Below are 11,940 nucleotides of genomic sequence, written 5' to 3'. Positions count from 1 at the left end.
GAGCCTCGGGCGTTCATTTGGATCCATATCCAGCGGCATTGAATTAGTTTGAGCACTCTTGCGGCTTGAAGATGGCGCAGATGTTGCCGATGGCCTTCCAAAGATGGTCGATGGTTCTGACAGCCCTGGCGCGTAGATGGGCCTTGAGTTTTGCGAAGGCCATTTCGGTTGGATTGAGGTCCGGACTATAGGGAGGCAGGAACAGGAGCCATGCGCCTTGGGCCCGGATCTCTTTTTCGGTCCGCCCACTTTTATGGCTGGAGAGGTTGTCGAGGATGACGACGTCGCCTGACTTGAGGGTGGGCGCGAGTTGGGTTTCGACGTAGGTCTCGAAGATCACCCGGTTCATTGGAGCATCGATGACCCAGGGGGCGACGAGGCCGTCGCACCTGAGGCCCGCCACGAAGGTCTGTGTGCCCCAATGGCCGAAGGGAGCCTTGCTGTTCAAGCGTGTGCCTTTTGCTGAGCGTCCACGCAGGCGCATCATTTTTGTTGTCGTGCCTGTTTCATCGATGAAGACCAGCCGCTCGCGCTGTTCGCGCATGATGGGCTGGCGGCCGTTCTCCACGCGGAGCGAGCCTTGACCAGTTCAGGTCTGTCTTGTTCGCTGGCCCGAAGAGTTTTTTTGAAGCTGAGCCCGCAGGCGATCAGGAACTTCGAAAAGGTCGACGGGTCGGCTTTGACGCCTTTGGCTTTCGACAGTTCTTACGCTAGCTCAGGCATGGTGATGTCATCGCGGGCCGCCACAGCAGCGAGAATAAAGTTCCGATGGGGCGCGGGCTTGCCATGCCGGAAGCCGCCGCGAGGCCGTGGATCAACCCGGCTGGTCTGCCGCCAGAGCTTCATCAAATTGACGACGAAAGACACCGAAGTTCCGAAGCGCTCCGCCGCATGGTGACAGGAATGCCCCGCCTCGACATGCGCCACAACACGTTCACGAAGGTCGTTCGACAAAGGATGCGGCATGGCAAATCACCTCCGCATACATCGAAGCATTTGCAGCCCGATTCGGGAATCACTTCCGATGCCAAATGACAACCCGAGGCTCTAGACTATCAAACGGGGCAGCGCACCGAGCGAGGCACGCCGCATTCTCCCACCAATCAGTCATCGCTACCATCCCGGCATATGAGACGGCATGCTATCAAGCAATCGAAACGTTCGGCATCGAGCAGGCGAATTGAAGTCAAACGCAGTACCTGTTGTTGGCAACATTGCGTGGCGCCTGACGTCGCTACCATACGTGCTCTAACGCCAGTAGCAGTCATTGTCTAGGACGAGACGCTAGGTCCGCGACCTCTGTTTCCTTCGCTATGCGATAGGTCGAGATTGAGACGATCGTCATCAACGGAAACGCGACCGCATCGGAACGCATGACTATGTGGAAACACAAACGCATCCATCGGCACCGGACCGCTATCGACGCTATTCCTCTCGCATCCGCACCACCACCTTGCATTTGGCCTGGCCGGCTTCCAGATACGCAATCGCCTTACCGATCTCGGAAAATGGAAAAACACGGTCGATGATCGGCTCAAGTTTTCTCTGTTCGATGAGCTGCGCAAGCTCCGCCAGTTCGGAGCACCGTCGAAGCTTCCCACGGGAGATCAAGAACCCCATAGACCAAACCTTCGGAGGTTTCGCATGCCCAACAAGACAAAGAAATGGTCGGCGGAAGTCACGGAGCACAGTGATGCGCTCGAACTGGAGCCGCACGTGTTCGAAAAGGACAACCCAAAAGAGATTGCGGCATCATTGAAGCGATCGGCCGACAAGAGCGAAAACCGCAAATCCGAACCCTTTCGCTCGGCGATGTCCATGCTGACCTTCTACGTCAATCGCGCCGGCAGGAATCTTCCTGCGAAGCGCAAGAAGGTCCTGGAAGACGCAAAGGACGAGCTACGCCGAGCATATGGAAGGCTCGCCGAGGACTGACGGACTTCCCTATCCGCAAGCGCATTGAGGAAGCGTTCGGCTAGATCAAGACGGTCGCCAACCAGGACAAGACCCGCTTCCGCGGCCGCGACCCATCCTAAAGCCAGACCGGACACTTCTTCAACAGCCTGCTCTCATGTTCGCTGTCAAGAGTGTGCACGAGCGTTATTCTTCCGGCGGCGTGGCCGGCATCAAGTGCGTGGTGCCTGCAGCAGGAGGCGGGGCCGAAGACGACGGTTGAGCAAGCTCTCATGCGCTGGTTGGATACCGCATGACCGTGGTTTCGTCTCGGGGCTGCCTCGGTCTAGAAGACGAGCATCGGCAGTGCCGGCTCATAACAGGTCGCGAGGGTTCCCCAACCGCGCCCCACCTCCGGCGGCAGGCACCTTGATTTGGTCGGCGATCACACCGTGGCAGATTTCTCCTGCACGTGACGTGCGATCGCCCAATGAAGCCGACCATCTCACGTGCGATCGCTGTGGTAACCACGGCCTTCGCCTTGCCGGAGGCGGCCCAGTCGCCGATAGCGATTACAGAGCCGCACTTGCGCCTTCCACGCAATGTCGCGCACCGCCTTGGGTTCCGCCTCCAAACGTGCGTGCAGCTTCGGGCTGACACGCGCTGGCATGCGGTATGTCCAAGCTCCTTCGATCAGGACGCGGCGTGCGAGCGGATTTCGGCTCGGCGCAGGACTTGCGTTGCGAATTCCGGGCGGAAAACTCCGGGCGGCAGTACAGTTATGAGGGGCGGATCAGGCGCGTCGGTCTTGACCTCGGAGTGACCGGCGGAGGCAGTCCTTTCGTGAGCCGTTCTTGCTATAGCGTTTTCGAGCGAAGCATGTCCTCGGGCTTGAGCCCTAAGGATGAAATCCGGTTCGCGTCAAGAAAAACGCGTCAAAACATAAAGATAGAGTCCTTCACCGCTTCCATGAAGCGGTGAAGGACTCCAGTTTTCGCGCGATCATAACGCTTACCTGGTCAAGCTGAAGCCGCGTTCGCCCGCCAGCCGCACCTCTGCTCCAACGATCTGTGAACGTAGGCGCTACCTTACAGGATAGCCCAGGCGCGATAGCGTCCCCTCCCCGTCATCTCGCGCACGCTGAGATCGCGGATCAAATTGAGCGCTCCGCGTGACGTAACCTTGGCGAATTTCGCAATCCTGATGTGCTGGCTCAACTCAGCATTCGAAAGCCGTAAACATCTGTCGGTGAACGATTTATGACATCCCGCCCCTACCAGATATGCCTGTTGTGCTTGAGTGCTGTATGCTAACTCGTATTGTCCAGTGGCCGTTTGCTGCGAGTACGATTGTCGCGAGGTCCTATGCCCGCTGAAGCAACCAAGGCCACCGTCACGCGCGACCCCGTACTCATCGACCTTGCGCTGCAAGGCGGAGGCTCGCATGGCGCATTCACCTGGGGCGTGCTCGATCGGCTGCTCGAGGAGCCCTGGCTGCAGATCGACGGCATTTCCGGGACCTCGGCCGGCGCCATGAATGCCGCCGTCCTAGCCGACGGCTACGCAAAAGGCGGGGCCAACGGAGCAAGGATTGGACTCAAGACGTTCTGGCGCCGGGTCTCCGACGCGGCGCGCTTCAGCCCGTTCCAGCGCGGACCGCTCGATGTGATGCTTGGCCGCTGGACGTTGGACTCGTCGCCCATGTACGTGGCTATGGATCTCATGTCTCGCCTCGTGTCGCCCTACCAGATGAATCCAAGGGGAAATAATCCGCTACGTGAAATTCTAGCCGATCTGGTAGACTTCATGCGGCTGGCAACATCGCCGATCAAGCTGTTCATCACCGCCACCAATGTGCGGACTGGCCGCGGTCATGTGTTCAAGAACAACACTATCACGCCGGAGGTTCTGCTCGCGTCGGCCTGCCTGCCGACGATGTTTCAGGCTATCGAGATCGATAACGAACTCTACTGGGACGGCGGCTATTCGGGCAATCCGACAATCACGCCCCTGGTCCGTGAATGCAATTCGCAAGATACCATTCTGGTGACTATCAATCCGGTCGAGCGCAAGGAGCCGCCGCGGTCGGCTGCCGAAATCCTGAACAGGCTGAATGAGGTTTCGTTCAACGCCGTCCTGCTCAAAGAACTGCGCATGATGGCCTTGCTGCGGCAGGTCGCCGATCCCGGCGGCGCCGAGGGCGCAAAATGGGCAGGCATGCGAATCCACCGGATCGGGAGTGAGATGCTGACCGAACTCGGCGCGTCTTCGAAGCTCAACGCCGAATGGGCTTTCTTTACTCTCCTGCACGCGGAGGGGCGAAGGTCGGCGCAGGCCTTCCTGGAGGCGCACGCCATGGATCTCGGGAGACGCTCCACCCTCAATATCGACGATCTATTGCGGCAGATCTAACCCATGGGACTGCTTGGAATTCTCATCGCCCTCGGACTATTGATCTGGCTGGCGTATCGCGGCTGGAGCGTGCTCCTGCTCGCTCCAGCCGCCGCCGTCGTTGCGGCCGCACTGGCAGGCGAACCGTTGCTCGCCCACTGGACGCAAACGTTCATGGGCAGCGCCGCACGCTTCATCATGCAGTTCTTTCCGATTTTTCTGCTCGGCGCGCTGTTCGGCAAATTGATGGAGGACAGCGGCTCGGTGTCGGCCATCGCCAGTTTCATGACCGCGCGTTTCGGTCCGCAACGCTCGATCCTTGCGGTCGTTCTCGCAGGCGCGCTGGTCACCTACGGTGGCGTCAGCCTGTTCGTGGCCTTCTTCGTACTCGCTCCGATGGCGCATGAGTTGTTTCGGGCGGCACAAATTCCGAAACGGCTGATGCCGGCGGCGATTGCTCTCGGCACCTCCACGTTCACGATGTCGGCGCTGCCGGGAACGCCGGCAATTCAGAATGCAATCCCGATGCCGTTCTTCGGCACCACGCCGTTTGCGGCGCCGGGCCTTGGAATTTTGGCCTCGACCATCATACTGGGCTTCGGCCTGTGGTGGCTGTCCCGCGCCGAGGCCAAGGCGCACCGCAACGGCGAAGGCTATGGAACACAGGGAGCCGCGGTCTCGGACGCAGCGAACGATCCTATCGTTCGCGAGCGCGCCACGACCTCGGGCGCGTTCGACCCGGCCGAGATATTCCATGGCGATCAAAGCAAGGACGCCCCTCCCATCGGTGTCGCCATACTGCCGCTCGCGGTGGTCTTTGGCGTCAACCTGCTGATGTCGCTGTTCGTGTTGCCCCGCCTTGACGCGTCCTGGCTCGCCCAAGAAGCCTGGGGTTCGACCTCGTTGGCGGCCGTCGGCGGCGTATGGGCCGTGGCGACCGCGCTTGCAGCCGCGATCGTCGTGCTCATCGCCGTCAACTATCGGCGCCTGCCTACACTGCGCGCATCGATGGATGCCGGCGTCAATGCTTCCGCCTTGCCGGTGTTGAGCGTCGCGAGCCTCGTCGGCTTCGGCTCGGTTATCGCAGCGCTGCCCGCGTTCGAATTGGTACGGAGCTGGGTGCTGGGAATCGAGGGCGGCCCCCTTGTATCACTTGCCGTGGCGACGAACGTACTTGCCTCCCTCACGGGTTCGGCCTCCGGCGGCCTTACGATCGCGCTCGACGCACTTGGTGAGGCCTACATGCAGATCGCCGCGCAGCAGGGCATCGATCCAGCGCTGATGCATCGTGTCGCGGTGATCGGCGCGGGCACGCTCGATAGCCTGCCGCACAACGGCGCCGTGGTGACACTGCTTGCGGTCTGCGGATCAACCCATCGCGAAAGTTATCTTGATATCGTCGTCGTCAGTATCGTCGGCGCACTGATAGCGTTGGCAGCGGTCATCGTACTCGGCTCGACACTGGGATCGTTCTGAGACAACGACGACAAAGAGCCATAAGCGCTCGAAAGTAAGAAACTGTCAATCGGCGGCGCTATCTCTCCAAGGCCAACGGATTTGGAACCAGATGTTAAACGGAAATCGCTTGCTTTCGTTTGACTGCGGTTCGCCGTTACCATGTCCGATCATTCAGGAATCACTCCGCCGAGGCCAGTGCTGGTGAAGTAAAAAGCCAGGACGTAGAGCAAGACATAGAACACATAAGTCTGGCCGTTGCCGGTATAGATGAGCCGCACGTTTGTTGCGATACCGAGTGCGACGCCCGCGACACCCCGCCAGAAAATCTCGGCGACGGGCGGGAGGTTATGGCTCATAGCTGGGCGCCAAAAAATGAAGAATCGATCGAGGTTGGCCTGGTCGTTCCGGCGGCTGCGATAAGCTATCCAAGCCAATGCGAACAGCGCCGCCGCCACCATTACTGCGACGATCATGACGGGCGCCGGATTCCAATAGTCGTAGATAGCTTGGAGCGATATGCTCTTCCAGACCAGCGTCGCGGCAAATTGCGGATCGATCACCGCCGAGACAGGATCCTTGAGCAGTTTGGGATAGAGCGACAGCACGACGATACCTGCGATCAGAATAAATTGCGGCACCAACAGTGCCGACGGGGCCTCGCAGATTTCTCTTTGGTCGAGTTTCGCTGCGCCAAAAAACAGGCCACTGACGAGGCGGATCATGTAGAGGAAGCCGAGAAAGGTCGCAAAGAGGGCCGCGGCGGCGAGCAGATACCAACCCTTGTCGGCCATTGCATCGAGCAGCAACCATTTGCCGCCGAAACCCATCAGTGGTGGGAGCCCAGACATGGATACGATAGCAATCAGTACTGTCGCGAAAGTAACGGGCATGGTGCGGCGGAGCCCGCCCGTTTCGGCGAAACGTCGCTTGCCTGTACGCAAGATGACGCTGGCTAATGCCAGGAACAGAATGCCTTTCACCATCATATGGTTGGCGACGAGATACAGTGCTGTGACCCAGCCGAGATGGCTCATCAGCGCCGTAGCTGTGATGATGTAGCCGAGTTGGCTCATGCTGGAATAGGCGAGCAAGCGCTTGAAATCGTCTTCGGTCAGAGCCAGCAGCGCTCCGGTGATGGTTGTCAGCATGCCGATCCATGCCACGGCATGGGCGAGCGCCAAGCCTGTTTCCGATCGGATGGAAACGTAGGTGCCGATCAACAGGCCAAATATCGCCACCTTGCTGACGACGCCTGAAAGAATAGCGGTGAGGTCGTCGTCTGCCTCGGCGTAGGCTCCCGGTAGCCAGACATGCATGCCGACCGCGCCAGCCTTGATGAGGAAGCCAGTCGCAAGCAGTATGAAAGCTACGGTCGCCTCGGGGCCGCGCGTCAGCAAAGCGTCGAGATCGGTGGTGCCGCTGACTGACGCGATGCTGGCAAAGCCAGCCAGTACAAAGAAGGCCGACAGCAAGGAAAACAAGAGGAAGGTCAACACGAAAGGTCCGCCGCCTCTGCTGTTTGCGATGAGAAAGCAGGATGCGAGTGTGATGATCTCCCAACTGAAGAAGAATTCCAGGCTGGTCGTGGAGCGTAACAGCGCCGGTATCGAGAGCAACAGCACAGCCAGCAAGGGATAGTAGCCAGGTCGTATATCTTCGCGATAAAGGCCGGCTGCGGCGATGACAAGACTGCCGGCGAGCAGCAGGACCGCGAAGAGCCAGGCGATACCCGTGGCGGCAAAGGCAAGCCATCCACCAACAAGCAGAACCGTAACGAGCATTAGTGCAACCTTGACACGGCCTGGCAGACTGTCGAGCCCGTAGAGAGCGATGCCAACAGCAAGCGGCGCGAAAATCCATGCCGATCTGATCCCTGAGAAGTGGGCGGCGACAACACCAGTCGCAACCAGAAGGGCCGCGGTGCCCAACACTGGCAACAGCGCTGGCCCGTCCCATGTCGTCGTGGTCTCATCGAAGGGCGGCTGCAGCGCCTTGGTGAACCAGTGGAACATATAGGCTGCTTCGAGCAATGAGCCGACAAGGATGACCACAATCCACGGCAGCTTGCCGGTCGCCGCCAACCGCATCACCAACTCCCATTTCGCCCAGAACCCGGGGAATGGCGGCAGGCCGGCGATCGCTACCAGGAAGAGCCCCAACAGCCCGATCATCAGCGGCCGTCGTGCCAGGCTGATTAACCCTCCCTCGATGGTCGTGCATCGGGCCAGCCCGGCGAACCAGAACAGCCCGGCCTTGGCGAGAAGGTGATTGACGAAGAGGCCGCCAACCACCAACGGAACGGATGCCTGGGCTCCAATCTGCTGCAGCAGGGCCAAAGCGAGGGTAAGCAGCCCCATCTGGCCGATCGAGGAATAGCCGAGTAGCCGCTGCACCTTGGATTGCTTCAATCCAATGAGATTGGAGAACAGGAAGGTGACGCCGCCGGAGATGGCGATGAGATCGAGTTGCCCCTCGAACAACGGGAGCAGCTTGAGCAAGGAAAAGAATACACCGGCCGAGACGCCGACCGAGACCATCGCCGCGATTCCGCTCGGCGCGGTCTCGTAAACATCAAGGCCCCAACCGTTTGCGGGGAAAGGCTTCAGTTCGATGATCAGACAGGCGAGCACGAGCAACAGCGCTGTAGCGCCGATCGGACCGGTGATGGCGGCGCGTCCGACGATCAGGTCGTCGATGTTGAGCGTGCCGGTGACGTAATAGATCAGCACCGTTCCAAGCAGAAAGAAGGTCGACGCGACAACCGTGGCCATGATGTACTTGAACGCGGCCGAGAGAGCTGCGGGCGCGCGATCGAGCCCAAGTAACCCGTAGGTGGCGATCGAGACGATCTCCAGAAACACGAAAAGATCGAACAGGTCGCGGGTCATCACCATGCCGTTGATGCCCATGACCAGGATCAAATAAAGCAACAGAGCGGCGTAGTTGCCGCGCAGGCGCTTCCAAAGCTGAAGCGCCCCGAGCAGCGCCACCAAGTTGACGCTGAAAGTGAAAAAGCCCTCCGACATACCGAACCGCAGGCTGATCGAAACCGGCGGCCGCGCTCCGGCAGTGAGAATTTCGATTGTTTCACCACCTTGCAGAAGACCGAGGAAGGACAGTCCGCTAATAGCAGTAATGCCTGCAAGCGCGACGAAGAACCCCGCTACCAGCCATGTCTTGCCGAGCCGATACAGCAACGGCATGACAAAGCCGCCGCCGAGACCGACGATGAAAATGTTCAACGGGTGGATGAGGCTCGCTACCATTTCGATTCCGTGAAGGCATCGATGGAAAGCGTCTTCTTTGATTCGTAGAGACGAATAGCGAAAGCCAGCATGACCGCCGTGACGGACATGCCAATGACGATGGCTGTCACCACCAGCGCCGATGGAACGGGGTCGATGGTGCTGTGCATGGCCTCGGCTGTGCTAAATGCCTTATCGACAATCGGCGCGGTGCCGCCGGTCACGTAACCGGTAGCGACCATGACGATATGAAATCCGGTGTCGAGCAGCACAAAGCCGATGATGATGCGCATGAGATGACGATGCGCGAGGATGCCCCATATGCCGATCAGCGCCAAGCCAAAACCTGTGACCAGCAGGATAGTCGACAGGGGCAATCCGGTGAGCATGGCGTCGATCTCTTTAGCTTCTGAATCGATCGATGATGACGCTAAGTTCGGCACCGACCTTGATGCCGAGGAGAGTTGAGATCACGGGCACGGCACCCGCGCTGAAGAAGGCGCCGAACTCGCCGAGAGGCAGAAAACGGCCGTCGAGGAAGCCGCCCGCCAGCACCAGGCCAAGAATGCCGATACAGACATAGATGACGCCGGCAAAGGACTCGATCACACTCAGCACCGCGACGTTGAGGCTCGAGTCCGGCCGTGCCAGCAGCATCAGCATTGAGCCGGAGGCGACGATTGCGCCCCCCTGGAAACCGCCGCCGGCGGAGAGGTGGCCGTTCATGATAACATAGGCGCCGAAAGCAAAAATCACGGGGAGCAAGACCGTGGCTCCGCTGCTGACGATCTCGCTCGGTGGTCGCTGTTCTTCGGCATCGGCAGGCGTTGTGTCGGCGGCTTGCCCATCCTTCTTAAGCAGTAGCCCGACACTCGCCGCGACCATGAACAGGACTGCGACCTCGCCAAGGGTATCGAATCCGCGATAGGTGATGAGGATGCCGGTGACGATGTTGGGGACGCCGAGTTCGACCGGTCCCCGCGAAACGAAATATTCGGCGAGGGGTCGCAGTCCCTGCAACTCGCTATAGTCGCCGATCATCCGGGCGAAGACGATGGCGAACAGGCCAACCACAAACAGGACGATCACTCGCCGTATCATGAAGGGTTTCTCGCTCACTCGCGGCGCTCGTCCTCGGCGAGTGTATCGACGATCGTTGAGCCCGCCATTGGTATGCGGATACGATGAGCCGCCCGGGACAGTGCATGCGAAGATATGGGATTGGTCATCAACACAAAATAGACGATCAGGATCAGCTTGAAGGTCCAGCCGGGGTGGTAGAAGGCCAGTCCTACCAGCACCAGCATGTTGCCGAGAGTGGAGGCTTTCGTGCCTGCCTGGATTCGGGTGTAGGCGTCGGGCATACGCAACAGGCCAAGCCCCGCGGAAAACAGGAATACCGCGCCGACCAAGATGACGAGGCTGCCGATCAACTCGATCACGCGGCGTCTCCGTCGCTTCGGGTCTTGCGAATTGCATAGAGGAAAATGAAGGTTGTAAGGCCTGAGCCGATCGCCGCCTCAGCCATGGCGACGTCCGGTGCGGCAAGCAGCAGAAAGGAGACTGCAGCAAAGAGACCGGCGAGGCTGGAACTGACCATGGCGGCCATCAGGTTCTTCAAGGAGACCGCAAGCACGCCACTCGTGAGAATGCTAGCGCAGGCGAGAAGCAGCAGCAGCTCGAGCATTGATCTAAAATCCCTTCTCGAGAAAGCGAGCGACCGCCAGCACCGCCAGGAAACTGAGCAGGCCGTAGACCAGTGCAACGTCGATATAGGCGAACCGGCCGGAGGCGTGAGCGTAGAGAGCAATCAATGAAATGGAAATGACCGTTAGCATGTCAACCGCGACGATACGGTCGACCAGGGTTCTACCGAGAACAAGCCGGATCACGCTGAACAAGATGGCGAAGAAGATCAGGACAGCGGCTATTTGAATGATGAGCTCAGCCAAAGACTTTCTCGAGGTGCCGCTCGAAGGGATCGACCAGGATTGCCGCTGCTTCGTCGGCATCGGTGGTCATGACATCGAGCCAGTGGATGTAAAACGTATCACCTTTGAGATCGAGAACGAGTGAACCTGGTGTGAGCGCGATCGAATTTGCAAGCGCCAGCCGACCGATCGGCGACGTGAGGCGGGTGCGAACCCGTACTATGCCGGGCCGGATACCGATGGACGGCGCATAGACATAAGCCAGCATGTTGATGTTGGCTTTGACCAGTTCGATGATGAAGGTGCCGAGGTAGGCGAGGAAATGATAAAATGCGCTCGGTGTCCAGTTCACCCGTCCCCAGGCCGCGCTGGCCGAAGCGAAAGCATGGGCAATGGCGAAGGTGATCGCCCCCCCGGTTAGCGCGACTTCCCAAGCCATCGAGGAATTGGCGATCATCCAGACCACGAACAGCACGATCCAGCAAGTGAACATGCCCTTTGGGACAAGAGCATTTCCGCCAGATCTGTTCATGCTCGGCGCCATGACTCCTGGTCCTTCGATTTTCCCAAGCGGATGTTGAGGTGGTCCCGGTTTTTGAGACGGCTTGGCGGCAAGGCCAAGATGGACTCCCGGGTTAATTGCGCCGCCAGTTTCTCCTGGTTTCCCTACCTAGAGCATTCCAGGCTAAGCGGAATCCGGCTAGCCGCAAGAAAATTCTCTCAATTAATAACTTGCGCTCATTCTAATCGCAAAACCGGTATCCACTTTTGCGGAGTACGCTAGCATAAACCTCGTCAGGTCGTCCTGCCGCCGAAGGTGGAGTGCGGGAGGTCGGCATTGCAATAGCCGATCTCACCTCCGATCCCGGTTCGTGCCTCGCCACCAATCTCGAAGACATTCAGGAACGCGGCCGGGAAACGCCGACGGAATGAGCTGGCGATGGCTCCGGCGCTTAGCGTGAACCGTCCTTCTCTGCAACGGACCTGCGTATTCTTGACACTTTCTCCTGGCTGCGACACTCT

General features: G+C 59.3%; 12 protein-coding genes and 3 pseudogenes. 4 read left to right on the top strand and 11 right to left on the bottom strand.

Annotated features, from left to right (window positions below; all coding sequences use genetic code 11):
* Positions 1-43 precede the first annotated feature (43 nt).
* Positions 44-966, bottom strand: a pseudogene (locus tag NWI01_RS16345) (IS630 family transposase).
* A gap of 459 nt (positions 967-1,425) precedes the next feature.
* Positions 1,426-1,620 carry a zinc-binding dehydrogenase gene (locus NWI01_RS16340; RefSeq protein WP_141385018.1) on the bottom strand — a complete coding sequence of 65 codons (195 nt, stop codon included), beginning with the start codon at positions 1,618-1,620 and terminating at the stop codon, positions 1,426-1,428.
* Between the two features lie 24 nt (positions 1,621-1,644).
* On the opposite strand from NWI01_RS16340, the gene NWI01_RS16335 reads away from it, so the two are divergent.
* Complete coding sequence (locus NWI01_RS16335) at positions 1,645-1,935, top strand: DUF3175 domain-containing protein (RefSeq protein ID WP_141385017.1); 291 nt, start codon at positions 1,645-1,647, stop codon at positions 1,933-1,935.
* 447 nt (positions 1,936-2,382) lie between these two features.
* Here the strand turns inward: NWI01_RS16335 and NWI01_RS19825 are convergent.
* Positions 2,383-2,611, bottom strand: a pseudogene (locus NWI01_RS19825) (IS110 family transposase); the annotation flags it as partial.
* Between NWI01_RS19825 and NWI01_RS16325 the strand changes: the two are divergent.
* On the top strand, positions 2,569-2,874 hold the full coding sequence (locus NWI01_RS16325) for a DUF992 domain-containing protein (protein WP_141385016.1): 306 nt from the start codon (positions 2,569-2,571) through the stop codon (positions 2,872-2,874). The pseudogene NWI01_RS19825 and the gene NWI01_RS16325 sit on opposite strands and share 43 nt — an antisense overlap.
* Positions 2,875-2,981: 107 nt before the next feature.
* Here NWI01_RS16325 and NWI01_RS19820 read toward each other — a convergent pair.
* A pseudogene (locus tag NWI01_RS19820) lies at positions 2,982-3,080 on the bottom strand (helix-turn-helix domain-containing protein); the annotation flags it as partial.
* 177 nt (positions 3,081-3,257) lie between these two features.
* Here NWI01_RS19820 and NWI01_RS16315 point away from each other — a divergent pair.
* Together NWI01_RS16315 and NWI01_RS16310 are read left to right on the top strand one after the other, a co-directional pair.
* A complete protein-coding gene (locus NWI01_RS16315; RefSeq protein ID WP_141385014.1) occupies positions 3,258-4,304 on the top strand; it encodes a patatin-like phospholipase family protein in 1,047 nt (348 codons plus the stop codon).
* 3 nt (positions 4,305-4,307) lie between these two features.
* Positions 4,308-5,759 carry a GntP family permease gene (locus tag NWI01_RS16310; protein WP_141385013.1) on the top strand — a complete coding sequence of 484 codons (1,452 nt, stop codon included), beginning with the start codon at positions 4,308-4,310 and terminating at the stop codon, positions 5,757-5,759.
* 149 nt (positions 5,760-5,908) lie between these two features.
* Here the strand turns inward: NWI01_RS16310 and NWI01_RS16305 are convergent, their stop codons facing one another.
* The 7 genes from NWI01_RS16305 to NWI01_RS16275 are packed head-to-tail and all read right to left on the bottom strand — an operon-like array spanning position 5,909 to position 11,392.
* Positions 5,909-9,007, bottom strand: a complete 3,099-nt coding sequence (locus tag NWI01_RS16305; RefSeq protein WP_141385012.1) for a proton-conducting transporter transmembrane domain-containing protein — start codon at positions 9,005-9,007, stop codon at positions 5,909-5,911.
* On the bottom strand, positions 9,001-9,375 hold the full coding sequence (locus NWI01_RS16300) for a sodium:proton antiporter (protein WP_141385011.1): 375 nt from the start codon (positions 9,373-9,375) through the stop codon (positions 9,001-9,003). Before NWI01_RS16300 ends, NWI01_RS16305 begins: the two co-directional genes overlap by 7 nt.
* A 13-nt stretch (positions 9,376-9,388) precedes the next feature.
* Complete coding sequence (gene mbhE / locus NWI01_RS16295) at positions 9,389-10,105, bottom strand: hydrogen gas-evolving membrane-bound hydrogenase subunit E (RefSeq protein WP_244613832.1); 717 nt, start codon at positions 10,103-10,105, stop codon at positions 9,389-9,391.
* Positions 10,102-10,428: a monovalent cation/H(+) antiporter subunit G gene (mnhG, locus tag NWI01_RS16290; protein ID WP_141385010.1), complete on the bottom strand. Its 327-nt coding sequence runs from the start codon at positions 10,426-10,428 to the stop codon at positions 10,102-10,104. Before mnhG ends, mbhE begins: the two co-directional genes overlap by 4 nt.
* Entirely contained in the window at positions 10,425-10,673 is a 249-nt protein-coding gene (locus NWI01_RS16285; RefSeq protein ID WP_141385009.1) for a hydrogenase subunit MbhD domain-containing protein, read from the bottom strand. Before NWI01_RS16285 ends, mnhG begins: the two co-directional genes overlap by 4 nt.
* A gap of 4 nt (positions 10,674-10,677) precedes the next feature.
* Complete coding sequence (locus NWI01_RS16280; protein WP_141385008.1) at positions 10,678-10,938, bottom strand: monovalent cation/H+ antiporter complex subunit F; 261 nt, start codon at positions 10,936-10,938, stop codon at positions 10,678-10,680.
* Positions 10,931-11,392, bottom strand: a complete 462-nt coding sequence (locus NWI01_RS16275; RefSeq protein WP_244613831.1) for a Na+/H+ antiporter subunit E — start codon at positions 11,390-11,392, stop codon at positions 10,931-10,933. The genes NWI01_RS16280 and NWI01_RS16275 overlap by 8 nt, the downstream gene beginning before the upstream one ends.
* Positions 11,393-11,940: the final 548 nt, after the last annotated feature.

The organism is Nitrobacter winogradskyi (genome assembly GCF_006539545.1).
In the GTDB taxonomy this organism is placed as follows: Bacteria; Pseudomonadota; Alphaproteobacteria; order Rhizobiales; family Xanthobacteraceae; genus Nitrobacter; species Nitrobacter winogradskyi_A.
Note: the sequence above shows the minus strand (reverse complement) of the source record. Positions and strands in the feature narration are given on the sequence as shown.